We start from the raw sequence: 25,872 nt of genomic DNA on the forward strand, positions 1-25,872 counted from the left end.
CAAACTGTAGTCTTGATGCATAACATCGCTTTTCACTACAATACCTCTACCGAGCAACTTGTAATATTGTTTGAAACATCTCTTGCGCAGAACTCAAAATTCGCGCAGCCGCCGCATAGCTTTGTTGAAACTGTATAAGATTGGCGGCTTCTTCGTCTAAGCTCACACCAGCTGTCGACTCGAACCACTCACTGGACTGCACATGCATCACGCGCGCAGCTTCGAGGTCGATCTTAGAGGCAGATGTGGCTGAACCCACTTGCCCAACAATGGTGGCATAGGCTTCGTTGAAACTGACTAAATTACCAATAGTCGAGTTGCTCTGTCTGACAAAACCATTTTGTTGAAGTTCGGCAAGTTCCAATGCATTGCGATTGTCGTTCACGCCGTTGGTGTTGTAACTAATCGTAAACTCGTCGCCAGCTTGGGGATTTCCTTGTAAAGAAAAGTCATAACCTGGGTAATCATTTAAGGCCGCAAATTCAGCGGGCCAAGCGGGTACACCACTTGATTTAGCCTGGGCGATCAAGTTGTTTAAATTCGAGACGCCCGATACAGTAGTAATGACATTGTTATTGCTATCAAGTACTTCATACTCATTGCCTGAGGTAAAGCGCACGCCAACGGGTGCACCAAACGTCGGCGATGGTGATGTACTCACATCCTGTATACCGCCATTACCGTCAAATGCTGAGGCATTGAGACTGCTAAAGCTCAAATCCACATTAGAATTAGAAATTCTCGTTTGACTCAATACGCCTGTGCCGAGGTTGTCAATGCTTGCATCGATGCGAAGCGGTTTTGCAAAAGCTAAGTCTTCCCCACGCGTGGTTGCCAAACTAATGCTTGACGCAGCAAATCTAGTGGGCTGAAGTAAAAAGGCATCACCCACTGCATAACTACTGCCGCTGGCTAATTCGACCTGAATCCCACCAATAATGCTATTAAACTCACCAGGTGCCGCCGTTATTGTCGTAATTTGGGTGATCGGGTTGCCGTTTTCGTCTATTTCTGGGCTGCCATCACTTTTGAGTGCTTCAACTTCGATATCAAAGGTAGCAGGTACACCAGCAGGTGCAGTAAGTACCGTGATTTTGTAGTCGTTGTTAGTGATGTTTTGCGAGTCCCACTGCGCAAAACGTCCTTCAATATCCAAGGCTAAACTACTGTTGTCTGGGTAGTTAATACCCCTAAAATTATCAATTTGGAAGATATCGCGACCAAGTTGCTGATCTAAGTCCATGCCCTCACGGTTTTGCCGGTTAATTACACTTGCCATCACCGTAGCCATTTTACCTAAGTTCCGCTCAGCGGGTTCAAGCACCTGCTCGCGGTAGGTAAAAATACCGCCAAGGGCGCCACCTAAGTTTTGTTCAAGAATATTGATAGTGGTATCGTTTTTACTCAATTGTGCAAAGTCGGTCGATAGTTCTAACTGTCGATTGGTAAAATCCGGCTCGCCGCCTATGCTAAAAATATTGAAGTTGCCGTCAGCCAACACGAGTGATTCACCCGTTTTTAGGTTGATCACTACCCCTTCGTCGCGATTAGAGCTTCGCCTAACATCAATCGCGACCAAGTCTGCAAGTTCCAAAATAGCTTCATCACGCTGGTTGAGCAAAGCCGTAGGGGTATCCACGTTGCTGTTACCTTGTGCAACTTGTATCGCCTCGTTTAAATTGCCTATTTGGCGGATCAGGCCATTCGCCACATTGACTGAGGCTTCGATTTGTTGTTCTACTTCTGTCTCTTTAATTCTAAAAAAGTCACCTAACTGATTAATTCTATTGAGTAAACCTTGTGCTTCTCCAATCACTGAATCGCGTGAAGGCATATTGGTTGGATCATCTGTCGCGGTTTGAATAGCATCAAAAAAGCGCGATATGGATCCTGAAATACTATTTGCTTCGCTCGCCAGTACATTGTCCAAACTTTCTACGCGATCAAAAAAAGCCTGTGTTTCGCCAAGTTGACTAGTATCTCTGCGCAATTGATTTTGGGCAAAGATATCTAAAACACGATCCGTAAAACCAAAATCAACACCACCATTTAAACGCGAGGTAAATTCTGTTCGTTCGCGCACATAGCCTTCGCTGTTTACGTTTGCTATGTTGTTACCGGTTGTCGCCAGTAATTTGGCACTAGCATTTAGGCCAGACGTGGCGAGCGTGTAAAGGCTTGCATCTCTTATCATGGAAGTAACTCATTCATGGTTGAACCTTGATACACCGACATGATTTTGTTGGCATAGTTAGGATCTGTCGCATAACCTGCGGCCTGCAAGGCTTCAAAATAGGATTGCGGACTGTCGGTTTTTGAAAGTGCGTCTTTGTAACGTGGATTATCAGAAACAAAATCTACATAATCGTGAAGCGAGGCTTCAAAGTTTTGATAACTTCGGAAAGACGCTTGTTGTTTTTCAGGAATATCTTTGTTGAACTCAATGGTGTCAACGGTGACTTTGTCGCCATGCCAGCGTTTATCAGCTTTTATACCGAAGAGATTGTGGGCGTTTTGACCATCGCTCTGATGCATCACATATTTACCCCACCCTGTTTCGACTGCGGCTTGCGCCAACAAGGCTTTTGGATCGATCCCCAAGCGCTCAGCCGCAGCTTTCGCATGTGGATACAAGCTTTCTACAAAGTTTGCTGGAGAGGTAAATGCAGCTTGTTTTGTCGCCCCAATTTCCGCACTTCGACTGTTGCCGAGTACTGTATTTTCAGCCGCTTCACGCAACATGACCTGATGCCTATTCAACACCGACACGTTACCGTCGCTGCGAACAGCACTGGCAGGCATAACTGAACCGTCTAAACTCATTTGTTGCACAATTAAATCCGCCAAACCTAAACTACCTTTGGTCGATAGGTCTGTTGCCAATTGCTGATCGTGCATATCACGGTAAAACTTAACTTGTTCCGAATTAAAGGGGCTATCCGCATCGGCAAGCGCTTCTTGGCCTTTACGCATTGATTTAAGAAGCATTTGAACGAAAATAGCTTCAAATTGCTTGGCGGCTTCTTCTAGCGCACCTTTGTCACCTTTTTGCGCAGCCGCTCGAAGCGAGTCCAAACCATTTAGGTCATGCACACTTCGAGACATTTCTAGCTGAGACTTCACATTATTAGTTAAATCCATTGCTTCCTCACGACATAAAAGATGCTGAATACATACTAAATAACAATGAGTTCACCGTGCAGCGCGCCAGCTTGTCGCAAGGCCTCGAGAATCGCCATTAAGTCCCCCGGTGCTGCGCCGATTTCGTTGACGGCTCGTACGAGCGTTTCTAAGCTAACACCAGGGTCAAAAGTAAACATTCGGCTATCACCCAAATCCACATCAACAATAGAACGAGCGGCAACAACTGTATCGCCACCTGCAAGCGGGTTTGGCTGATTGATATCGACATTTTCGCTAATGGTTACAGTGAGGCCGCCATGTGTAATCGCTGCAGGCAGTAGTCGCACATCTTGCCCCACCACAATGGTGCCGGTACGACTATTAATGACTATACGCGCGGGGGCTTTAGCTGGGGTAAATTCAAAATTTTCAATGGTTGCTAAAAACCCTATGCGCTGACCAACGTCACGCGGGGCAGTTACCCGAACCGAAGCAGCATCTAGGGGGGTAGCGATGGCATAACCTTTCGACGGATCAGCGCCCAAGCGGCGATTTATTTCATCGGACATCGCTTGCGCAGTAGAGAAATCTGGGTTGTTTAGGTTTAGTGTTAAGTAGTCATTTTGCATGAAACCGCTGGCCACACTGCGTTCAACAACCGCACCGTTAGCAATCGTGCCGACCGTGGGCGTGTTTGACACAATGCGAGAGCCATCATTACCCTGCGCGCCAAAACCAGACACAACCAAGGATCCCTGCGCTACCGCATAGATTTCACCGTCTAAGCCTTTTAAGAAGGTCTGTAGCAAAGTGCCACCTTGTAAACTTGCAGCCTCACCAATAGACGACACAGTAATATCAATCGTCTGTCCAGGTTTGGCAAAAGCCGGTAACTCGGCATGAACAGCAACCGCTGCTACATTTTTTATTTTCGGTGCAACATTGCTATCTAGGCTTATCCCAAAATTACTTAACATGGTTCTAAATGACTGTTCAGTAAAAGGGCTTGTTTCGCCGGTGCCAGGTAAACCTACCACTAAACCATAACCAACTAACTGATTTGAGCGTACCCCTTGGACACTGGCTAAATCTTTTATTCGTTGTGCACTAACGACTGATGATGAAACGAGCAAGCTCGCCGCTAAAGCAAACCAAGCCAAACTGCGATGCAAATTCATAGTGGCCACCACTCAGAGGCAAAAAATTTCGTCAACCACCCTTTCTCTTGTGCTCGAGCAAAGCTACCCGTACCACTGTACTGAATACGTGCATTCGCGATTTTGTTTGATTGAATTTCATTGGATGGCGAGACATCAGCCGGACGAATCACCCCTGTAAGACGAATATACTCATCGCCACTGTTTAAGGTTAGCCATTTTTCACCGCGGATCACTAAATTCTGGTTGGGGAGAACCTCAACCACGGAAACAGAAATGTTGCCTTGTAAGCTATTACTTTGATTGGCTTGCGCATCACCACTAAAATCATTGGTAGAATTCATGCCTAATTGGATCGTTTCATTACCAATACGCACAGGGTTAGCGCCTAGGCCGATAATGGGGTTTACATCCATGGTAGATTCTTTTGACGAGCTGGTGCCTGCACTTTTACTCGCGTTAGTGTTTTCGCGCAGGGTCACGGTAATGATATCTCCGACTCTTCGTGCTTTAACATCGGAGTACAAACTATTAGCTAAACTGGCCGAAAACAAGCTGCCGTTTTCGGCTATTTCAGCGCGTTTGTAAATGGGAGAAGCGGGTGCATAAAAAGGGTCGTCGGCTCTCACGGCTGGTGCACTCGTGCTATTACATGCAGACAGCGCGGCCATCATGCAGACCATCAAAATCGCCCGTATCACAAATTTGTTAGGAAAATACTGCATCGTTATTTCTCCCATCATGTTTATAGCTGCTGAATCACTTGCCCAAGCATCTGATCAACCGACGAGATCACTTTGGAGTTCATTTCGTACAGCCGTTGGCTCTCAATCAGATTGACGAGTTCTTCTGTGACATTCACATTCGATGTTTCAAGTGTGCCTTGTGCGATACCACCAAAACCTTCTAAACCAGGCACACCCTGCAATGGAGCGCCAGAAACTGCTGTCTCTACATAGAGATTTTGACCGATTGGCTGAAGTCCAACTGGGTTTATAAAGTCTGTGATATTGATTTGCCCAAGTATTTGCGGCTCTGCTTCACCGCGCAATTGTGCTGCTACTTGTCCGTCTTGTGAGATCGTAATTTGCTGAGCGTCAGGCGGTAGCGTGATAACCGGTTGCAGTAAGTAACCTGCGCCTGGCGTCACCATTTGTCCTTGGTCATTTAGGGTAAATTGGCCATTACGTGTATAAGACGCGCTGCCATCAGGCATTTGCACTTCAAAAAAACCACGACCTTGAATCGACAAATCAAGGGCATTGTCAGTCGTTAGCAAATTCCCTTGAGTGTGTGTTTTTTGTGTCGCGACTACTTTTGAACCTGCGCCTAACATTAAACCAGAAGGCAACTCGGTATCGGCAGATGATAAGCCACCGGGCTGATTAATGTTTTGATACAACAAATCCTCAAAAATCGCGCGATCCTTTTTAAACCCCACTGTACTGGCGTTCGCCAAGTTATTTGAAACGGTTGATACGTCGGTTTGTGCCGCATCAAGTCCTGTTTTACTGATCCATAAAGCCGGATGCATATTAAGTACCTCCGCGAGCCACGCTCGCTATGATAAAATTCGTAAAAATCGCGTTTAAAATATTCTGAGTAATTGGTTACCGCGCATAGAAAGCTGGTCGGCTTTTCGCATTAACTTAACTTGCATTTCGTAATGCCGCTGCAGTGAAATCATTTCTACCATTTCTTCCACCGCGTTAACATTTGAGCCTTCGAGCATGCCGGATCGCACTTGCACACCAATATCTTGTGCAGCGATATCACCCGACTTGAGTTCGAACAAGCCATCTTCTCTGCGTTTGATAGCGTCGTTGGCTGGTTTAGTGAGTTTTAGGCGACCGACCTCTTCTACTGCATTTTCAGGCGCTCCCTGAAGTCTTGCTGAAATAGTCCCGTCATTCGCTATCGAAACATTTGCCAGTGGAACGGGTAAAAATAATGGTCCGTTTTCTCCCATAACTAAATTGCCAGATGCATCTTGTAAGGCACCATTGGCGGCAATGTTAAAATTGCCATTTCGAGTGAGGGCTTCCTCTCCTTGAGGTGTTTGTACACTAAACCATCCATCGCCTTGAACAGCGACATCGAGCGGACGGTCGGTGGTAATCATGGCACCACCTTCATAATTGTTGGTGGGACTTTCTGTCATACTAAATACGCGAGACGGCAAACCTTCGCCGAAAGCCGGCATTGCCCTGGCCTGCTCCAACTGTGCTTTAAAGCCGTTGGTTTGCGCGTTCGCCAGATTATTGGCTCTTACTGATGTCGCGACTAAATCTTGTTTAGCGCCACTTGCCGCGATGTATAGGAACTTGTCCATACTACTTGCCTCAAAGGTCAATTATTTTGACGTTATTGAGGTGTTTGCAAATAGAATGCCAAGGTTTGGGTGGGATTAGCAAAGTTAGTAAAGGGGTCAGAGTAAATTAAAATTAACGGGTGCTCGAATATAAAAAACGCGTGAACCCATCCATGGGGCTCTGCGATTGCATCCTTGCAATCGAAGTTTTATATTCGAGCACCCGTTAATTTTAATTTACTCTGACCCCTTTATTTTGTTCTTTATCGAATATTCAAAATAGTCTGATTGAGCTGATTATTGACTTCCAATGCTCTCGAGTTCGCTTGGAAGTTTCGTTGAGCAATGATCATATCAATCAACTCTGTGGTTAAGTTGACATTCGCTGATTCTAGAGCTGACGAATTGATGTCGCCAAAAGTACCAGTGGTTGCTTCCCCTGCTAGGGCTTCTCCAGACTCAATGCTCTCCTTCCACTGCGTACCACTTTGCTGAGTTAAGCCTTGTTCATTCGCAAATCTGACTAAGGCTACACGCACGATAGGCTCTGATGTACCGTTTGAAAATGTGGCACGAACCAAACCGTCGGGCGCAATATCAATCCCCGTTAATCGCCCAACAGGCAGGCCATTTTGCTCGAGTGACGTCACCTCAAAGGCGGAGGCAAACTGCGTGGGTTCATTGGGATCAGCGCCGGCCAAGTCCAAATTAAAGTCAACCGTTATTTGCTGGGTCGCATCTGATCCGTTCGATAAAATAGTTCCCCCCAAGGCTTCGGTGATAAATGTACCGCTGGCTGGTCTAACACCATCAGCAGACAAAATATCAATAAAATCACCGCCCTCACTGAATATCATCTTCGCTGCGGTAACAGGATTGCCTGAAGCCGAACCTAATGTATTAGTTGCAGTAGCTGGGTCTGCATCTGAGCCATCGCTATTGGTCACATCAACCAGTTGATCATCTACTGCTGTCGCTACGAACCATTCATTTACAGCACCAGGCGCATTGTCCTTGATAAAATAATAGGTCATTACATGCGAATCACCCAGAGAGTCGTAAACAGTCACGGATGTCGCCGCATTGTAGGTGAGTGGGTCAGAAGGATCGAAATCGGCAGCCACTTTACCTGCGTCACCCGCTGGTAAATTGAAGCGCATATCAACTTCTGATGTTTGTGTCGGTGATCCAGATGAATCTGGAATACGGACGGGCACAGTTGTACTTAATGCTACAGAAGCTGAAGTACCATCGGGGTTAACAGGGAAGCCTAGTAGGTTGTCGCCTACAGAATTGACCACAAAGTTGTTATTGTCTAATTTAAATTGCCCTGCACGAGTGAATGAAAAATCGCGAGAGGTAATTTCTGGTATTGTCGCAAAAAAGCCATTTCCCGTAATCGCCATATCGAGTGCGTTACTCGTAAAATTTAAGGCTCCTTGCGAAAACTGTTGTGAGACTTCTTGGGTAAGTACACCATCACCAACTTTTGTTCTGCCTGCTGACAACAGCGAAGCAGCATAAACATCACCAAATTCAGCACGCGACTCTTTAAAACCAACTGTATTGACGTTAGCTATATTGTTCGCTGTAGTATCTAAATCCCTTTGAGAAGCAGATACACCACTTAGCGCTATATTAAAAGACATGCCTTATCTCCTATGAATTACCGATTTCGATGACGTCTTCGAGCTTAATGCTTACATCACCATCTAAATTGAGAACGATTCCCTGACCTGCGCCACTCATGCTGACACTATCGACGTGTCGATTGATTGCGGTAGGTAAAGCGGTGGCTTCACCAAACACGTTACCCTGCACTTGAATGGCGTAGTCACCAGGTGGCAAAATATTGCCGTTGTTGTCTGTGCCGTCCCAGTTAAAAGAAATATTACCGGGCGCTTGGGTACCAATATCGATGGTTCGCACAACCGAACCAGCCGAATCAAGTACCTGTATTTCTGTGTTTTGAGAAGTATCTTCGTTAATGATAACACCCGAGATACCCTCTGATTCTGTCCCTCTATGACCAATATTGCCTGTCACAAGCACACTTTGCCCAATAAGACTAGACGCTTGCAGGGCTTGGTTTGAGGTCATAGAAGCCGCAAAAGCAGTGAATTGCTCATTTAATTGAGAGATACCGTCTGCTGTTGTAAACGAAGTCATTTGCGCAACCATTTGATCGTTGTCCACAGGTTTTGTTGGATCCTGATTAGCTAATTGTTCGGTCAAAAGCGCAAAGAAGTCTTCCTGCTTGAGAGTTTGCTCTGAGCCATCTGATACAGGGATTTCTGGTTCCGTATTCCAATATAAATCCTGACCTATACTGCGCTGTTCAAGTACGTTCATTAATTTATCCTCTAATCAGCAAAGCGCTTATCTAGATTGACCGAGTTGCAATACGCGTTGGAAAATTCGCTTGGTCGTATCGGCAATTTGTACATTTGTTTCATACGCTTTAGATGCCGACATCATGTCTGCCATTTCTTCGACAATGTTCACGTTGGGTTTATAAATGTAGCCATTTTCATCGGCCTTTGGGTTGTGTGGGGCGTATTCAATTTGCAAGGGACGTTCACTTTCAACCACACCCAATACATCCACCCCCACTCCTTTTGTCATGTCATGCGATGCTTTATCTAAGGCAGCTGCAAAAACGGGATGACGCGCTTTATAAGTGTCTTCATAACTGCTACTGACACTATTTGCATTGGCAATATTACTCGCCGTCGTATTCAGACGGACATTCTCTGCCGCCATACCCGTTGAAGAAATGTTCATTACATTAAATAAACTCATGGCTATTGACCTCCACTGCTAAGGGCTTTTTTCATGCCGCTAAACTTACCACTAAGCAAAGTCAAACCTGATTGGTAGCGCATACCTGTTTCCAAAAAGGCGTTTCGTTCTTTTTGCACATCGACCGTATTCCCATCCCCTGTATCTGGCTGGTCTGGAATACGGAAGTCGATATCAAACTGCGATTGCTTGCTAGCTTCGATATGTTTTTCGTGAGTCGTGGTAAGTTTAGTTTGTCCGTACTGTGCGGATTTCATTGCTTGCTGAAAATTTATGTCGCGAGCTTTGTAGCCTGGGGTATTTGCGTTGGCCAAGTTACCTGCGATCACTTCCATTTTGTCAGAACGAATTTGCAGCGCTTTGTGATGAAAGCCTACGAGCCTGTCTAAACTTATTGCCATCAGATTACTCACTGTTAATGCTTATGAGTAACCTGTCAGCAAAGCCTATGCCAGAAATGTAATTGAGAATGGAATACTTTGATTGGAAATGCTGCGTTAAAGCTATTGCTTCACGTAGTAAAGGCCTTGTGGCAGTTTTTCCATTTTAAAATTGTCCTGTTTACTCGGAATCGACTCCGCAGCACCAAGTACTACAATACCCCCAACAGGCAACTGGGCGGAAATTTTTTGCAGGATGTTTGCCTTGTCTTTGTCGTCAAAATATATCAAGACATTTCGACAAAAAACAAGGTCAAAACTCCCTTGACTGCTGTAACTCTCTAACAAGTTCTGTTTTTTAAAAGTAACGAGTCGCTTAACTTCCGGTTTAATTGTCCAAGTATTATCAGCATTGTGACTGAAATACTTGCTCTTCATTTCAGCAGATAAGCCCCTTGACACAGACAGTTCATCGTATATTCCGGCTTTTGCCGTGTTGAGCACTGCGTCTGAAATGTCAGATGCCAATATTTCCATATTCGTGAATGCCAGACTAGGATTAAGGCGATTGTATTCTAATAAAGTCATGGCAATACTGTATGCTTCTTGTCCATGAGAGCATGCGGCACTCCAAATGCGAATACTGCGTTTAGTTTTCGCAATCTTAGGCAAGATACTTTGCTTAAGGTTTTCAAAGGGATAAACATCCCTAAACCAAAACGTCTCATTCGTTGTCATCGATTCTAGTGCTCGTTCGACCATTGAGCGGTTATGCCCGCGAAGTATGGCTTCGATGAATTTGTTTACGTCATCAAAGTCAAACTCTCGCATCGCGATAGATAAGCGGCTTTTGGCGAGATATTGTTTGTTTTCACCCAGCGTTATCCCTAACTTGTTTTTTAGAAACGCAGCAAAATCCGAGTATGCGCGCTCTGAAATTTCATTTTGCAATTTATTTTGCCTTCAAGTCAGTTTGTAACCATTTTTGCACCGCGCCTGCTAACTCGTCTGGATGGAACTTAGCAATAAAATCATCAGCGCCAACTTTCTGTACCATTGCCTGATTAAACACACCACTTAGTGAGGTATGCAATACCACATGTAAGCGTGCGAGTTCTGGTGTATTTTTTATTTCTGCTGTCAGTGTGTAGCCATCCATCTCAGGCATTTCAATATCAGATACCAATACACCCACTTTGTCTGTCACATCACCGGTCTCTTCTGCAATTTCTTTAAGACGCTTGAGTGCCTCTAAGCCATTTTTCGCGGATTCTATCTCTAGGCCCAGAGTCGTAAGTGCTTTTTTTACTTGATTTCTAGCCACCGAAGAGTCATCAGCGATAAATATAATTTTGCCATCACTTTTAGACACATCGACATTGTCTGCTAACTCTTGGCTGACGTCAGCCGAAAGGGGTGAAATCTCGTTTAGGATTTTTTCGACGTCGAGAATTTCAATCAACTCTTTGTCTACTTCGGTTACAGCGGTTAAATAACTGGCTTTACCTGTACCCTGAGGCGGCGGCATAATAGCATCCCAGTTAGTATTGATAATGCGCTCTACTGAGCCAACAAGGAAACCTTGAACCGACCGATTGTATTCAGCAATGATAATAAAAGCTGAGGCCAAATCTTCAATCGGAGCGCCTCCTGTTGCCATGGATAAATCGATAACAGAAATGGTTTGCCCACGTATGTGTGCAACACCTCTAACTAGGCTATTAAGTTTTGGTATAGACGTGAGTGCAGGGCATTGCAGCACTTCACGGACTTTAAACACATTGATACCAAAACGTTGATTTGAGTTGAGCCTAAATAATAGCAGCTCCAATCTGTTTTGCCCTACCAACTGCGTGCGCTGGTTAACCGAATCCATTATACCCGACATATGGCCTCCGAAAATTAATACGGCATGAAAGTTGCGTTGATCAAGTTGATAACCAAAACGCAAGATGAATACGTTAATAATAGCCAAAATTTTGGCTTTATGGCTCAACTGTCATCGAACTACCTATTGAGGAAAGCTTATGCAATTGCACCTTTGTATGAAGTTATCGACATCAACTGTGCTTGTCTTTACTTTATTTTTGATTTTTATGCATGATGCTACCGCGAGCACCGACAAAGCAGAAAAAATCCGCGTTGAAGTGGAAGAATTCGTCATTCGAGCACTCATTGACGGGTCGGACGATGACATTCATGTAGAAGTAAAAAAACTCGATCCTCGCATCCCTCTTCCCGACTGTGAAGAAAGGTATGTTTTTTCTACCAATAATTACGACACTAGGCTTTCGTCCGTACCCGTAAAAGTGGAATGCCGCCATTTGAACTGGTTCACCTATGTGCATGTGACCATAAAAAGGAAGCAAACAGTCATAGTATCTTCTGGTGCCTTGAGCCCTGGCGCAATATTATCTGAAAATAACCTGACTCCTGCCGATATAGATAAAAGTCGTTTAAGAGGGTCGACTTATGCTGTACCCGACATGCTGATTGGTGCCAGGCTCAAGCGCAGAGTACGTGAAGGGACAATCATAACCAGTAATATGCTCTGCTTTGTCTGCAAAGGCGATCGCATTACCGTGAGTGCAAATGTGGGCGGACTGGCGGTAAAAACAAGCGGCATTGCATTGGAGGACGGCGTGGTAGGCGAGACTATACGAGTAGAGAATACCTCATCTTCAAGGCAGATCAATGCTCGTGTTGTGACAAGTACACAAGTCGAAGTAAATATCTGAGTGTAAGACCAGTGTGGCACGTTTAGTGCTAATTCAATCGTATGAGATAAAGGCAATTGAAAAAACGACAAAAAAATGTCAGTTTTGGTACTAAAGTTTTTTTAGCTATGGCCGATACCCAGTACAGAGGTAATAATTTGGTGGTGAACTTATTATGGCAATAAACAATATAAACAATACTGCAAAACCGCAGCTGGAAGCGCAAAAGCTCGCGCAACAACAAGCGCAAGGGCAAACGTCTTCTGCATCAGTTGCAAATACTAACCAAGCAGCGTCTGCACCTAAGCAAGATTCTGTTTCGTTAACACAATCTGCGCAACAATTGACTAGTGTTCAGAAAAAAGGCTCTGAAGCGCCGGTTAATCAAGAAAAGGTTGAACGCTTGAAGAAAGCTATTTCAGATGGTGAGTACCGCGTAAACCCAGAAGCATTAGCAAAGAAAATAGCAGTGCTTGAAGCGCAAATATTAGGCGTAAAAGCGTAGTTTACACTATTGAACTACGCTCAAGACAAGGCAGTATGCTAGGAAGGATTTATGGCGAGCAGCTTAGAAAACGCAATCAGTAAGCAATCAGAATTGTTGAATGACTTAAAAGCAACACTCGAGCAAGAGTTACACTTGATATCGTCTCGAGAGCCAGAAACCCTGATGCAGCTTCTTACTAAAAAAGAGAGCTTACTCAGCCAGATTGAATCTCAAGACCAAGCTGTCGAAATACTATATAAAAGAACTGTCGACACGGGCAACAGTGTTGATAATGCGTGTAATGAGCTTCTTGAGCTTTGCAAAAGTACTTTAGAAGAGTGCAAATATCTCACCCAAATCAATGCAAAGTCAGTAGAACAAGGGCAGCTCAAACTCGTACATTTACGCAATACGATGTTAGAACTTCGAGCTCGAGAGAGTATGACCTATGATAAAGCTGGACGCACCACCGGCGACGCCAGCAGCAAAGGGATAAGCGTCTAAGCGCCCTCCCTTGATATAATCGCCTTATATTTTGAAAGGTTTGTACTTACCTCACTTTAATCATACCATTCTCAAACTGATCGTTTTTTATACAATCATTAATCAAGATTAGTGAGATATTGGTTGATAGCGAAAAAGCTGTATTCTCTCGAACAACACATATGGCGTTTTTATGTCAAGCGCTTGCTGCTTTTCACTGCCTTATTCACGTCAAGTTTTTCATTCGCTTCAACATCAAACTTTCAAACCAGAAACATAGGTATCCAAGATGGGTTGTCGCAAATATCGGTAACAAGCATTGCTCAGGATATTCATGGCAACTTATGGTTGGGGACACAAGCGGGAATCGACAAGTTTAACGGCAAAGAGCTAATCTCAATCGACGACATTCCCAGCTTGAGGAATAAGCTTTCGGGTAACTTAGTTTACGACCTCACAATACATAAACAATCCAATGATCTTTGGATTGCCACTATGGCAGGCTTAGACAAGCTAGATGCCAACAGCGGACAGCTGGAAAGTATTCCATTGCCGCAAGCAAATACCGAGCAAGCCTCTATTGTAGTGAGAGCTTTGTACTTTGACGAAAAAAGTCATCTTTGGATTGGTACCAATAAAGGGCTGTTTATCGGCACACCAAACACTGACACTAACACTGACAAAACCATGCACATTCGCTTAGTCAGTGACGCAGTTGACACAACTGATGTAGTGAGCAAAAACAATATTGTGTATCTGAGCAGTAAAACCGGTTTACATCGCTTCAACTCCCAAACTAAAGAATGGCTCCCACCTCTTTTAAATAACAAAAGTCTGACGCGTATCATAATAGACAAGGCAGGACGTATTTGGGCAGGAAGTAGCAATAGTGGGGTATTTCAGATCACGTTTGATAAGTCACATTTGCCTCAAAGCATTCGAAACTTATCTGTTCAACAAGGACTATTGAGTCCACAAGTAAACGACCTCATTCAACTAAACACAGGGGTTATTTGGGTGGCAAGCTCAAAGGGCATCAACTTAGTTCAGGAGGATTTTCACTCTATTAAACGCAACCAAGTTATCACAATAGTAAAAGATAAAAACGTACTGAAAATTTTTCAAGGGAAAGACGGAACAATATTTTACGGCACACTAGATACTGGCTTATATATTGTTAACCATCAGCGGCCATTATTTAATCGTGCCGAAATACCAAAGGCTCAAGCCGTATATGATATCGAAATCCTAAATGAGTCAGATGTGCTTGTATCCACGGATCAAGGTTTGTGGCTGTTAAATGAAGACTTACAAGCAAAACTTAGTTATGACTTCTCACATGATTTTGATAAAGATATTTCGCATTACGCCATTACCTCAATTTGTCATTGTGGTACGCAGGATTTAACATTTTTAGCGTCTTCGGCGGGCTTGGGTGCAATAGACCATGTTACAAATACAGTGGAACACTACGATTTAAAGGGAACAAAAATTTACACCTTGGCAAAAGCACGCAATGAAAAACTTTGGTTGGGCACATATGACCAAGGCTTGTTGCTTTATGATCCGCAACAAAAGCAAGTACTCGCAAGTTATCCAATGCCCCATGTGTCTTATATATTGTCAACTCACGGTAACCAAATATTCGCCTCGACAATAGATGGCTTGTACGTACTCGAACAAGAAAATGGCATAGTCGCGCATTTTCGTGCAAATGGAGAAAACTCACTCCACGCTCAGGCCATCACGTCTGTATTGGCGTTATCTGATGGTGATTATCTATTGGGCACACTAGGCAAAGGTGTCGAACGAATGAGTACTGCAGCGGAGAACACCAATGCTTCTTTTACGCGCTTATTTACAGACACGCCCATTGCAACCTTATCAATTGGAGCCATGGAACAGGATGACCTAGGTAACATTTGGCTCAGCACCAACAAAAACATTGTTAAAATAAGTCGGGACTTAAGCAGAATAGAGTTTTTTGATGGCTATACAGGCGTGAATTCCTCTGGGTATTTTATTGGTGCTCATGCGACAGACAAGTTTGGAAGAATATTTTTTCCTGGCGTATCGGGTTTAAGCTATTTTCACCCGAGTGAGATACTCAAGCCCAAAGGACAGCCATTAGTACAATTTACAAAGTTCAGTACTATTTCTCATGGCAGTCAACATGCTCATGACGAAACCCACTCGTTAGCTCATCACCTTCTTAAACCTCTCGACTCGATGCACGTATCACCCGATGTCATCATGATGTCAATCGGCTTTGCAGCAATTGAATACAATGCACCCAACAAAATCAAATATGCCTATCGTTTACTTGGTTTCGATAAGCATTGGCGAGAAATTGAAACCGACAAACAAGAGCTAACTTTTACCAACCTTTCTGCAGGTTATTATCAACTGCAAGTGAAATCGACCAACCCCTATGGCGAATGGTCCGGTACACCCGCAACATTACAAATTGAAGTTACTCCGCCTTGGTGGCAGCGAAAGCCGGTCATTATGGTATTCGTCTTAGCCAGCTTTGGCTTTTTGTATATCCTCTACAAATGGCGAGTTTATAGTCTAGAGCGTCAGTCTGCTCGATTAACTAAATTAGTTGAAGAAAAAACCAGCGCGCTAACAGAAGCAAACATGCGACTGCGCGAGCTTGTTACCCTAGACCCACTCACCGGTATTCTAAATCGAAGAGGCTTTAACCAAGCGGCAGCGCGCGACTACGCTGCACAAACACGAACACAGCTAGCCAGCTCAATCATTATGTTTGATATCGACTTCTTTAAAAAAGTGAATGATTCATACGGCCACGAAATAGGTGATATTGTTTTAAACAAATTGTCAGATTTTGTGAAAAGCCAATTAAGATCTTCCGATGTTTTTTCTCGCTGGGGCGGCGAAGAATTCATCATTTTATTGCCAGCTACTGAGTTAGAAGTCAGCACCTGTATTGCTGAAAAGTTGAGAAAGACTGTTTCCGAACAATTACTGACAGCGAGTGAGCGAACGATATCGTTGACAATCACTTGTGGTGTAGTCGAAGTGTCAAATAGTGAAAACTTGGAAGAGGCAATTAGAAGAGCAGATGCCCTGCTCTACCAAGGCAAAAACATGGGTAGAAACACCGTGGTTAGCCAGTTTAAAATATAGCAGTAGAGACTCAAGTAAGTTTAGCGTTGTTCAAAAACACAACAATCAAACAGGCAGAACGTTGTCGGTTTCTATTCGCAAAAGAGGCAAAACTTTTCCCCTCAAATCAGTACTTCTGGTTTCAGTAGAGTTATACCTTACGACAAACATATTCCTGCTCCAACCCTAGTAATAACTGACTTTTCTGATTTTTTTGGGTTTGGCTGTTGATAAATATAGATCGTATACCGTCGCCATATTTAACTCTAACTCTGTTGCATAGGTATCTTCACCAACGGGATAGGTTTTTACTACTCTTGCACCACGGATCACGCCTTCAACAGAGGATTGAAGCTGGTTGTTTGTTAACACAAGATTGGCTAACGATTGTTCACCGTCAACTTTTTGTCCATAAACTTGCTCGGCTAACTCTCGATATGCATCGAGCTTTGAAGCTTTGATCGCTTGCAGTCGCTTAATCGAAGCATCCCCACCCAATTGCGCATTTATTGGTGCGTAACCAACAGCCGATAGTATTGGGTAACTCTCGGGTTCAATTGTTTCCCACTCAACATGTTTAGTGAACAGTGATTGGCAGCCACCCAACAGCAACGTGCAAATACCAAACGAAATCATGGCTAGGCTCTTGCATTTCAAATAGTTAAATGACCAACGTTTATCAAATATATCACGCATGTTTCAGCTCTTTTTTATCGGCGATCACAGCAAATATTCTGCAATTATCAAATAGGGATTATTAGTGATTTAGCAAAGCTTGTGCCAACGCTCAGTCAATATAGATACAAGATGTGAAAAGGTCTTTAGATGCTAGGGTCTGTTGACCTTTGGTATCAAGCACAAAAATACACATATTTCAGGGGATCTGGCATGGGAGTTGAATATGTTCCAAATAGTAAGCAAGGTGAGAATGGTCTATCGCTATGACGAATAAACAAAGTAAGTGCTCATGGGCAATTTCAGTACGTATAGTTGGGTTTTACCTGTTTTGTATCATTGCCGGTACCCCCTATACCTATGCAGCATGGTTTTCGGCAACAGGCCAAGCTGTTGTTGTTGACGGCAATAAAGAACAAGCCAAGCAACAAGCCACGCAAGAAGCAGTAAAACAAGCTTTACTCTTTGCTGGCGCAAGTGTGAGAAGCGTACAGCAAATAAGCAATGGTCTACTCACAAATGACCATATCGAAATCCGTTCAGGTGGAGAAGTTAATAGCGTCGAACTCATAGATGAAATATATCAAGATGGCGTTGTGTCTGTGTCGATTCGTGCCGATATTTTTGCGCAAAAAAATCAATGTAGTGCTGCAGATTACACCAAAAGACTAGCTACAACATATTTTCCGATTCGCTACGAAGCACAAGCGAGTATAGGTGGAATTAATAAATTGGGCGGTGAGCTCGCCTTACAAATGCAAGACATGATCAATACCTATACGCCCAGTATGCACCTCTCACATATTGAACCTTATGTATTTGACTGGCATCAGGCAGACATCGCCCATCATGCAAAGTTTTTAGCGAATAAAACGAATACCCAATACGTGCTAATTGTCACCTTAGACGACATTAGCGTAGATACTTCCAAACCTTCCGCATTCGAGTTTTATCGTCAGGCAAAACATGCAAGAGCCTTCAATTTTACTCTCAGTTTGATCAATGGTGCGACCGGTGAAAACCTATACACACAGCAATACAACTCAAGATCACCATGGATGTTTGATACACATGAAACGGTAGATGTGAGCTCACAAGACTTTTGGCTAAGCCAATATGGGCAGAATATAAAAGAACAACTGCAATCCAGTATTGCTGACCTCGAAGAGTTTGCACTTTGTCAACCGACGATGGGCAGAGTATTGGCAGTAGCAAATAACCAATTGCAAATTAACCTCGGCCGCACGCACCAAGTACAAGCCGGTGATCAACTTACCTTGTTTAATGTTAAGCAGATTTCTGACCCATTTGGTCAGGAGTATCGTCAATTTGTGCTGCATCCGACCACATTGGTGGTGCGACAAGTGTTCAGTAACACAGCGACAGTATCAGCAATAGATAATGGGCTACTTGGTAATGTGCAACCGAATGATTACGTAGCTCGGCAATAAGATTCGCTTTGGGTATTTTCAAAAAACGGAAATTTCGTTAGGATATCCGGCTAAAGCGTCCTTAGCTCAGCTGGATAGAGCGGTCCCCTCCTAAGGGACAGGCCGCAGGTTCGAATCCTGCAGGACGCGCCATTGAATTTGCGTAGGAGGCGGTGATGACCAGTGAAGCAAACGATCTATCCTTTTATGAAGAAATGGCTGACGTAAAACCTCTAGTGGTCAAAGAAAAATTTATCAACAGCAGTTCTCGGCCTCCGTCCTTAGCACAAACCCTAAAAAGACAAGCAATTGAAAAACAAACGGCGTTAGACGATAACGGATTAAGTATTGAATACGTCAATCCCGTTGCTCCTCTGGATTTCATTTCTTACAAAAAAGACGGCGTGCAAGAAGGTGTATACAAGAACCTGCGTTTGGGCAAATACCACATAGATTCTCGCTTGGTACTCAAGCATCTGGGATTTGATGATGCGCGTTTAAGCCTGTATCAAACGATCACTGAGTGCCACGAAAGGGGTGTGCGCACACTACTTATTGACCATGGGATAGGAAAAAACAGTCAACCCTTTCCAGCCTTTATAAAAAGTTATGTCAATCAGTGGTTGCAGGAAATGGACGCCGTCATAGCTTTTCATACTGCGCTAAAACAACATGGAGGCTTAGGCGCGGTGTATGTGCTTCTCAAAAAGCACCCAAACCAAAAACTACTGAATAGAGAAAAGCATCAAAAGCGTTAGTGGCTTACAATCAGTAGATTCTAGTTAACCTGATGTGATGCCGAAAAGGGGCAAACCATCACATCAGCTTAGTTTTTTTCAAGCGCGACAAATGCCCAAATGTCATTTTGGCTGATTATTCGCTTTTTACCATTTAATTCAGCCATGTCTGCTATTCTCACAATGGCAGCGTTGTATTGCGGATAAAAACCTAACTTTGGCCTCATGTCAGGTGCTTGACAACCCGTAACAAACTGCACCGCATTATTGTTTCGGGACTTAACGACTATGTTTCGCCCGCCCTCTTTTCGACAATAGTCTTCGATAGACATCAGTAGTTCAGCAAACTCTGGATAGTCTTCTCTTTCGTTATAGGGTTGACTAAGTTGTATATGAACATAGCTCAGCATTGACAGAACATAAGGAAGTAACACGACAATTTTGTATCGCACTCTATTTAATTTATGTAAGTATGGTATGAGTACTGTATTAGTCGAAACATTGACGATAATAGATAGCATTAGTAACAAACTGATGGGAACCCAATATCTTTCAGAGCCACCAATTACCATCAACATATTCATTAACACCATTGGCATGATAATGACCATTGAACCAAGATTTGTCACATTTAAGGGAAAAGCAAGCGCAACAATACAAGCTGACAGCAATAGGAAAATAATACTGCCCATTGGGAGCTGATCCAGTTCAAACAAATGTAAAAATGGTAAAAGCTCTCTGGGGATCAGGAAAATAGCATACCAAGTAATGTTCTCGCGAGCCGTCGCGATGAGTTCAGGTATCGTTCTAAAACGGCTTTCAGGATCCTCAACCACTAACTTAAATAGCATTTGTACCTGACTCACTCCGTCAAATCCGAGGTTTGTCTTGTCTATAAAACCGTTGCGAATGTTCCAGATAGCGAAAATAACAAAAAAACCAAGACAAAATAGAAATGCTTGTTTTAGGTATTGCAGGGGTTGGCGCGAAAAATAACGAAAGACGATCATTGCAAAGGGGATAAAAGCGATGCCAATCAAGCTCCCTTTTAGCATCATCCCTAGTCCTAATACAGTACCTAAAGTAAAAGCCTTTTTTTGACTGAATTGAACACCAGCTGTTCCCCAATACCGATGAATAAGCAACAAGCTCAAAACACACCAGACGAACACGGGCATTTCTGCGAGGCCTGTCCGCGAAAAATGCCAATAAAAAGGGTTTATCGCGAAGAGTAAGAGCGCCATGTCCGCCGTATTTTTACTCTGCGTGACACCGCGGACAAAATGCCAAATTAGCAGCAAGCCACACAGTGAACATAAAATAATGGTGTACTTAACTGCATACCAATTAATGTCACTGCCATCACTTATCATAACAGCAGGCATGAGCAGAATCGGCATTCCCGGTGGCCATAAGGTATGTGGCACATAATATTCTGGTGACAAACTTCTAGTGTAACCATTACCGATGTACAAATTGTACGAGATAGCTAAGTAATTTTCGGCATCATTTGAATTGAAGGTTGAAAAATCAGGACGTGCATTGGGAAACAAACAATATAAGATGCAAATCAATGCAAAAATGTAAACGCGTTTGTTGTCCAAATAGTCGTAATTTGTCATTCGCGTATTTAGCATCTACAGACCCTAGTCTCGCACTTGCTTCTTGAGCAATGTAGTTTCTATAAATCGCAAAACCCAAATACCGCAGGATACAACAATCAAAGGGAAAACCACATAACTGTACCTATACTCACTATGGATCAGCGTGTGCATTGCCCAAGTGCTGACAACGGCCATGTTGATTATCAAAATATTTCTATTTTTTAGTAAAGTCAGGCTCAATAGCCAAACAACAAAAAGTGGCAAGGCAAAGACGAGACTCTTAGTCGTCGGCACCCAAGAATAGCCAGGAACATAAGCCCAAAAACGCATGGCTTTTTTGAATAGCAGCTCTATTTGACCTATCGGATCGTCCGCAATATTTTGGATAGCTAGGGACTTCCAATATTTGTCTCTTTCATACGCATTCATATCCACTGTTTTGGCTTCGCGCTCATTGAACTCAGGAATTTTACGTAGTGCCGCAGCGGGTAAATCATCGCCGGGTAAATACGTACCTTCGTGTAATGCGAATCCACCCTGTGTTGTAAACGGAATAAATGCGGAAAAATGCTGATAGTTCACGATCGGTAAGCTCACGTATATCAACACAAACGCAGCAAATGATGCCAAAACCTTGCCAAGATGCCTTTTATACCACCATGCAACAAGACCAAATATGCCAAGCACAAACAATAAACTTGAAGCCCTAACATGAAGTAACACAGCTAAACTCAAGCCAATGCCTAACATTAACCATAGCGCTCTGCCACTGACTTCCTTACCGATAGAAATCAATAAACACACTGCCAAAACGATAAAAAATGCGCCAATTTGTTCAGAAAAATAGTAGCCGTGTAAGTAACTGTATGCCGGCCATATAGACCACAGCAATACAGCGACGCTCGGAATGATTAGGCTTTTAAATTGCTTTGAAAAACACAACACGATAATAAAGCACGATAAAACATGTAGAGCCAAATTCATCCATTGAACCGCTTCTACACTGCCCGTCAAACAATAAGCCGTACCAAATATTGCTGGCAGTAAAAACCCTCTCTCAGGATTATATGCATCATTTAAAGAAAAATTACATGCTTCTTCTTTACCGCTTGTATTCGCTTGGTCAACAGGGACTAAATGCCCCCACCCATCAATATCATAGGGGTATTGCCCCAAGCTAACTTCGCGCATCATGAAGAAGTTAACTATCAATAAACACACAACACTGATAACAATTGCAGTACCAAATCGAACTTTAAACATACTTGACAATTGCTTGTCTTTAGCGACTAAGGTGCTCACTATATTGTCTTCCTGCATCCAACCTCTTCCCTTTATCGTATTCACTGTTCAAGTCTCATATGTTTGAAAAAGTTTATATCAATTTACTGTACAATGCTGAAAAATCCGTATATTTTTTAGCACTAACTACTGTCCGTATCAGCGTTTGTCGTTGTTTGCTTAAATAATAAAGGCCTTAAGTGGATTCCCATACTCTTTATGTCGATTTAGACGGCACTTTTTTTAAAACAGACCTTCTCTTTGAATCAACTCTCGTTCTTATCAAAAAGAACCCGCTTTACCTCCTCTTGCTGATTGTTTGGGCAATAAAAGGCAAGGCGTATTTAAAATCAGAAATAGCCAAGCGCGTTTCCTTAAATATGAGTGTACAACCGCGAAACCCTGAACTGTATGCTTATTTAAGTGAACAAAAATCCAAAGGACGAAAAATTATCCTCGCGACAGCAAGTGATCAACGGTTTGCCAAACAAGTATGTAAATCCACTGATATTTTTGATGACTTTATTGCTAGTGATGGCAAAACCAACCTTTCTGCATCGAATAAGTTGAAGGCAATTGAAGCATTAGACCCAAATTTTGCATATGCCGGTAATTCAAGTGATGACTTAGTATTATTTGCTAAAGCTAAGCAAGCGATCGTGGTGAATGCCTCTGACTCTGTGAGCCAAAAAGCATCGTCTTATCAGGTTGACGAAGAGTTTGACAAAAAGCAAACTGACCTCAAAGCTTGGGTCAAACAGCTTAGATTGTATCAATGGGTAAAAAACTGCTTAGTTTTTGTGCCTTTGCTGGTTTCTGGTTTATTTCTGGAGCCCACTTTGGTCGTTAACAGTATTCTGGCATTTGTAAGCTTTGGCTTACTAGCGTCGAGTACCTATATTGTCAATGACTTGCTTGATCTAGAATCTGACCGCGCGCATGCTAGAAAACGTAATCGTCCACTTGCTGCCGCAAGAATTAGTATCCCCGCAGGCGTGCTGGTTGCTAGCTTATTGTTCTTGCTAGCATTTGTAATCGCCTTTAGTGTAAATATTGTATATTTCGGGGTGCTATTTGCCTATTTAGTGCTGACCCTGTCTTACTCATTCAAGCTCAAGCAATACATAGGTATTGATGTTATTTCTTTAGCAGCACTTTATACCATTCGGATAGTCGCAGGGGCTGCAGTGCTCGGCGTGTATGTTTCATTTTGGCTGCTTGCATTTTCAATGCTGGTATTTTTGTCACTCGCTTTAGTCAAGCGCTGTGCTGAACTAAAAGCGTTGGAAAAAGCAGGGAAAGAGTCTGTCTCAGGTCGAGACTATAACAGCAGTGATTACACGATTTTGCAGAGCTTCGGCAGTTCTTCCAGCTTTTTATCGATCCTTGTTTTTTCGTTCTATGTCAATAACAACGTGATGTCGAATCAGTATCAAACACCCACTGTGTTGTGGATCATCATCCCTGCTCTCACTTATTGGTTGATGCGGATGTGGATAAAGACCCATCGTGGAGAAATGCACGATGATCCCATCGTGTTTTCTTTGAAGGATAAGGGCAGTCTAATAACTATCGGTTTCATGGGTGTGGTTACTTTGGCGGCTCAACTTCTATGAATATCATTACGCTAGTTTTAATTTTCGCCAGTGTGTTGCTTTCTGTTGCGGCACAAATACTACTCAAAAATGGCATGTCGGGAGCGCGCGTTCAAACAGTGCTTGGCCTTGGCAACCCTGTCAATTCTGCTCTGACTATTTTTACAGATCTTTGGGTTATTGGCGGACTCTTTGCCTACGTGTCGAGTGCAGGCATTTGGCTGATTGTTTTGTCCAAAATAGAGGTAAGCAAGGCATACCCTTTTGTTGGTTTAGGCTTCATCGGAACGATGTTATTTGCCTATTGGTTTTTAAACGAGCCATTGACCGTTTCTAAAATTGTCGGCACATTATTGATCGTTGCCGGTGTACTGGTTATTTCCCGCTAGTTACTCAATAAATATCGGTAATACCTTAGCATGACAAGCTCAACTAAACACGTTCAAACAATACCCGCAAACATAGCTTTTGGCTTAATTGTATTCAGTGGTATTAGCTTTTTTATATTTTGGTCAGTTTTAACAAATACGCGGTATGTACTTGGAGATGAGGCTTGGGGCGCAGCAGCTGTGTTAGGCAATATCTGGGAAGTTGCCGTTTTTACTATACGTTGGGATTTACACCCGCCTCTATATTACATGGCTCTGGATCTATGGGCTGTAATCAGTAAATCTGATTTATGGTTGAGGTTATTCTCGGGTACCTTACATACCCTAAGCGCTGCATTCACCTATCTTTGGATTGCAAAACGATACTCCTCAAAAACCGCAGCAATATGTGCTTGTTTAGTCTTCTTTAACATCATATTACTCGAATACAGTATGTCTATACGCATGTATAGCTGGGTGTGCTTACTTTCACTTATTGTTTACTTTAAAACCAGTACATACCGAACAAAACCGAGCAAAGCCAATCTTGTATGGATTTTTACTCTAGAACTTATGCTAGTGTATTCTCATGCAATCGGGCTGGCTTTTGTGTTTTTCCATTTTGTTTTTGGTCTCATTGGCTTGTGGCAATTGAATAATCGACTGCTTTCTAGGCAAATCGTGACATGGGCAGTCTCACATGTTTTCATTGCCTTACTCTCTTTGCCCGTTCTGGCCAACTCAATGATCAAATCAGCTGGGCATGCTTACGAGCCGAGTCTTTTCGATGCGTTTTCACTGCTCAACAGCCTATTCATATCTCACTACCTAATTTTTGGTCTACTACTCTCTGCTGTGTTGCTTTTCGGGATAATTAAAAAGCAATTTATTGTAGAAATGGTGTGTTACCTTCTGCTTCCTATCATTACTTTTTTCTTGATATCAATTTTTGTGAAGCCTATGTGGTTAAGCCGAAATTTCGTATTTGCCCTGCCCATATTGTCTATTTGTTTGGGTGTAATCATATCGCAATTACGCATTCATAAGCTTATGCCAATAGTCATACTTGTACCATTCATGGTTTTAAACGCCCTGTCACTTAACAAGATATACAATGACTACCCGAATCAAGCATTTGAAAATGTAATAAGTATCGTAAATACAAAGCTAGCCGCGCTAAAAAAGGATCAACAACTGTGTGTTGTTTCGACTGCCCCACTTGGTCAATATTGGACGCTTAACCGATACTTAAATGGCAATGAATGGGGTAATCCAATGTTCCATCAACCACCATTGAACCATACTTGGCAGGCGGTCAGTGACAAGCTACCACAATTTGCTAAAACACTTTTATATATACATTCAGACGAGGAGAATGTTGTCCTTGCAGAGAACATGATAATTAGCTCTCACCGCCACCCTATATGCGATACTTTGAATGAAGGGCAAGTGTTGTACGTAGGAAAGCCTGATTGGGAAAAAAGAAGTATCAAATTACTCAGCGACAATAAGTTTGCAGCCATTTATGTACTTTAAATTATGAGTTCGCACTAGGGTATCTGTGGCGCTTGAATACTCAATCGCCACAAG

General features: G+C 43.0%; 24 protein-coding genes and 1 tRNA gene. 10 read left to right on the forward strand and 15 right to left on the reverse strand.

Going from position 1 to position 25,872, the window contains the following annotated elements; genetic code table 11:
* Nucleotides 1-46: 46 nt before the first annotated feature.
* The 12 genes from flgK to ACFOHL_RS09595 all read right to left on the reverse strand — a co-directional run bounded on the left by flgK (nucleotide 47) and on the right by ACFOHL_RS09595 (nucleotide 11,661).
* Nucleotides 47-2,194 carry a flagellar hook-associated protein FlgK gene (gene flgK / locus ACFOHL_RS09540; RefSeq protein ID WP_376919998.1) on the reverse strand — a complete coding sequence of 716 codons (2,148 nt, stop codon included), beginning with the start codon at nucleotides 2,192-2,194 and terminating at the stop codon, nucleotides 47-49.
* Nucleotides 2,191-3,141 carry a flagellar assembly peptidoglycan hydrolase FlgJ gene (flgJ, locus tag ACFOHL_RS09545; protein ID WP_376919999.1) on the reverse strand — a complete coding sequence of 317 codons (951 nt, stop codon included), beginning with the start codon at nucleotides 3,139-3,141 and terminating at the stop codon, nucleotides 2,191-2,193. The genes flgK and flgJ overlap by 4 nt, the downstream gene beginning before the upstream one ends.
* Before the next feature lie 35 nt (nucleotides 3,142-3,176).
* Entirely contained in the window at nucleotides 3,177-4,301 is a 1,125-nt protein-coding gene (locus ACFOHL_RS09550) for a flagellar basal body P-ring protein FlgI (protein ID WP_376920000.1), read from the reverse strand.
* Complete coding sequence (flgH, locus tag ACFOHL_RS09555) at nucleotides 4,298-4,963, reverse strand: flagellar basal body L-ring protein FlgH (protein WP_376920125.1); 666 nt, start codon at nucleotides 4,961-4,963, stop codon at nucleotides 4,298-4,300. Before flgH ends, ACFOHL_RS09550 begins: the two co-directional genes overlap by 4 nt.
* A 62-nt stretch (nucleotides 4,964-5,025) precedes the next feature.
* On the reverse strand, nucleotides 5,026-5,814 hold the full coding sequence (gene flgG, locus ACFOHL_RS09560) for a flagellar basal-body rod protein FlgG (RefSeq protein ID WP_376920001.1): 789 nt from the start codon (nucleotides 5,812-5,814) through the stop codon (nucleotides 5,026-5,028).
* Nucleotides 5,815-5,868: 54 nt separating this feature from the next.
* Nucleotides 5,869-6,612: a flagellar basal-body rod protein FlgF gene (gene flgF / locus ACFOHL_RS09565; RefSeq protein ID WP_376920002.1), complete on the reverse strand. Its 744-nt coding sequence runs from the start codon at nucleotides 6,610-6,612 to the stop codon at nucleotides 5,869-5,871.
* Between the two features lie 242 nt (nucleotides 6,613-6,854).
* On the reverse strand, nucleotides 6,855-8,240 hold the full coding sequence (gene flgE / locus ACFOHL_RS09570) for a flagellar hook protein FlgE (protein ID WP_376920003.1): 1,386 nt from the start codon (nucleotides 8,238-8,240) through the stop codon (nucleotides 6,855-6,857).
* A 10-nt stretch (nucleotides 8,241-8,250) separates the two neighbouring features.
* A complete protein-coding gene (gene flgD / locus ACFOHL_RS09575; protein ID WP_376920004.1) occupies nucleotides 8,251-8,943 on the reverse strand; it encodes a flagellar hook assembly protein FlgD in 693 nt (230 codons plus the stop codon).
* A gap of 27 nt (nucleotides 8,944-8,970) precedes the next feature.
* Complete coding sequence (gene flgC / locus ACFOHL_RS09580) at nucleotides 8,971-9,393, reverse strand: flagellar basal body rod protein FlgC (protein WP_376920005.1); 423 nt, start codon at nucleotides 9,391-9,393, stop codon at nucleotides 8,971-8,973.
* 2 nt (nucleotides 9,394-9,395) lie between these two features.
* The gene (gene flgB, locus ACFOHL_RS09585; protein WP_376920006.1) at nucleotides 9,396-9,794 is read right to left on the reverse strand and encodes a flagellar basal body rod protein FlgB; all 399 of its coding nucleotides are present in this window, start codon (nucleotides 9,792-9,794) and stop codon (nucleotides 9,396-9,398) included.
* Nucleotides 9,795-9,896: 102 nt separating this feature from the next.
* Nucleotides 9,897-10,724, reverse strand: coding sequence for a CheR family methyltransferase (locus tag ACFOHL_RS09590; RefSeq protein WP_376920007.1), 828 nt, complete (start codon nucleotides 10,722-10,724; stop codon nucleotides 9,897-9,899).
* Nucleotide 10,725: 1 nt separating this feature from the next.
* Complete coding sequence (locus tag ACFOHL_RS09595) at nucleotides 10,726-11,661, reverse strand: chemotaxis protein CheV (protein WP_376920126.1); 936 nt, start codon at nucleotides 11,659-11,661, stop codon at nucleotides 10,726-10,728.
* 139 nt (nucleotides 11,662-11,800) lie between these two features.
* Between ACFOHL_RS09595 and flgA the strand changes: the two genes are divergently transcribed.
* The 4 genes from flgA (at nucleotide 11,801) to ACFOHL_RS09615 (ending at nucleotide 16,613) form a co-directional block, all read left to right on the forward strand.
* Complete coding sequence (gene flgA / locus ACFOHL_RS09600) at nucleotides 11,801-12,511, forward strand: flagellar basal body P-ring formation chaperone FlgA (protein ID WP_376920008.1); 711 nt, start codon at nucleotides 11,801-11,803, stop codon at nucleotides 12,509-12,511.
* A 154-nt stretch (nucleotides 12,512-12,665) separates the two neighbouring features.
* The gene (gene flgM / locus ACFOHL_RS09605; protein ID WP_376920009.1) at nucleotides 12,666-12,995 is read left to right on the forward strand and encodes a flagellar biosynthesis anti-sigma factor FlgM; all 330 of its coding nucleotides are present in this window, start codon (nucleotides 12,666-12,668) and stop codon (nucleotides 12,993-12,995) included.
* A 51-nt stretch (nucleotides 12,996-13,046) separates the two neighbouring features.
* Nucleotides 13,047-13,481, forward strand: coding sequence for a flagellar export chaperone FlgN (flgN, locus tag ACFOHL_RS09610; protein ID WP_376920010.1), 435 nt, complete (start codon nucleotides 13,047-13,049; stop codon nucleotides 13,479-13,481).
* A gap of 123 nt (nucleotides 13,482-13,604) precedes the next feature.
* On the forward strand, nucleotides 13,605-16,613 hold the full coding sequence (locus ACFOHL_RS09615; RefSeq protein WP_376920011.1) for a ligand-binding sensor domain-containing diguanylate cyclase: 3,009 nt from the start codon (nucleotides 13,605-13,607) through the stop codon (nucleotides 16,611-16,613).
* A gap of 165 nt (nucleotides 16,614-16,778) precedes the next feature.
* Here the strand turns inward: ACFOHL_RS09615 and ACFOHL_RS09620 are convergent, their stop codons facing one another.
* Nucleotides 16,779-17,228 (reverse strand): LPP20 family lipoprotein, encoded by a 450-nt coding sequence (locus ACFOHL_RS09620; protein ID WP_376920127.1) that lies wholly within the window; start codon nucleotides 17,226-17,228, stop codon nucleotides 16,779-16,781.
* Nucleotides 17,229-17,533: 305 nt separating this feature from the next.
* On the opposite strand from ACFOHL_RS09620, the gene ACFOHL_RS09625 reads away from it, so the two are divergent.
* The 3 genes from ACFOHL_RS09625 to smrA all read left to right on the forward strand — a co-directional run bounded on the left by ACFOHL_RS09625 (nucleotide 17,534) and on the right by smrA (nucleotide 19,455).
* The gene (locus ACFOHL_RS09625; RefSeq protein ID WP_376920012.1) at nucleotides 17,534-18,718 is read left to right on the forward strand and encodes a flagella assembly protein FlgT; all 1,185 of its coding nucleotides are present in this window, start codon (nucleotides 17,534-17,536) and stop codon (nucleotides 18,716-18,718) included.
* A gap of 55 nt (nucleotides 18,719-18,773) precedes the next feature.
* A tRNA-Arg gene (locus tag ACFOHL_RS09630) sits at nucleotides 18,774-18,850 on the forward strand.
* 23 nt (nucleotides 18,851-18,873) lie between these two features.
* A complete protein-coding gene (smrA, locus tag ACFOHL_RS09635; protein WP_376920013.1) occupies nucleotides 18,874-19,455 on the forward strand; it encodes a DNA endonuclease SmrA in 582 nt (193 codons plus the stop codon).
* 68 nt (nucleotides 19,456-19,523) lie between these two features.
* Here the strand turns inward: smrA and ACFOHL_RS09640 are convergent, their stop codons facing one another.
* Both ACFOHL_RS09640 and ACFOHL_RS09645 read right to left on the reverse strand, forming a co-directional pair.
* Entirely contained in the window at nucleotides 19,524-21,071 is a 1,548-nt protein-coding gene (locus ACFOHL_RS09640; protein WP_376920014.1) for an ArnT family glycosyltransferase, read from the reverse strand.
* A gap of 9 nt (nucleotides 21,072-21,080) precedes the next feature.
* Nucleotides 21,081-22,385 (reverse strand): hypothetical protein, encoded by a 1,305-nt coding sequence (locus ACFOHL_RS09645; protein WP_376920015.1) that lies wholly within the window; start codon nucleotides 22,383-22,385, stop codon nucleotides 21,081-21,083.
* A 134-nt stretch (nucleotides 22,386-22,519) separates the two neighbouring features.
* On the opposite strand from ACFOHL_RS09645, the gene ACFOHL_RS09650 reads away from it, so the two are divergent.
* Genes ACFOHL_RS09650 through ACFOHL_RS09660 form a run of 3 tightly spaced genes read left to right on the forward strand, consistent with a single transcriptional unit; the run spans nucleotide 22,520 to nucleotide 25,818 of the window.
* Entirely contained in the window at nucleotides 22,520-23,935 is a 1,416-nt protein-coding gene (locus tag ACFOHL_RS09650) for a UbiA family prenyltransferase (protein WP_376920016.1), read from the forward strand.
* Nucleotides 23,932-24,303 carry an EamA family transporter gene (locus ACFOHL_RS09655; RefSeq protein ID WP_376920017.1) on the forward strand — a complete coding sequence of 124 codons (372 nt, stop codon included), beginning with the start codon at nucleotides 23,932-23,934 and terminating at the stop codon, nucleotides 24,301-24,303. The genes ACFOHL_RS09650 and ACFOHL_RS09655 overlap by 4 nt, the downstream gene beginning before the upstream one ends.
* Before the next feature lie 30 nt (nucleotides 24,304-24,333).
* Nucleotides 24,334-25,818: a hypothetical protein gene (locus ACFOHL_RS09660; RefSeq protein WP_376920018.1), complete on the forward strand. Its 1,485-nt coding sequence runs from the start codon at nucleotides 24,334-24,336 to the stop codon at nucleotides 25,816-25,818.
* Nucleotides 25,819-25,872: the final 54 nt, after the last annotated feature.

The sequence above is a fragment of the Agaribacter flavus genome, assembly GCF_042646125.1.
GTDB lineage: Bacteria > Pseudomonadota > Gammaproteobacteria > Enterobacterales > Alteromonadaceae > Glaciecola > Glaciecola flavus.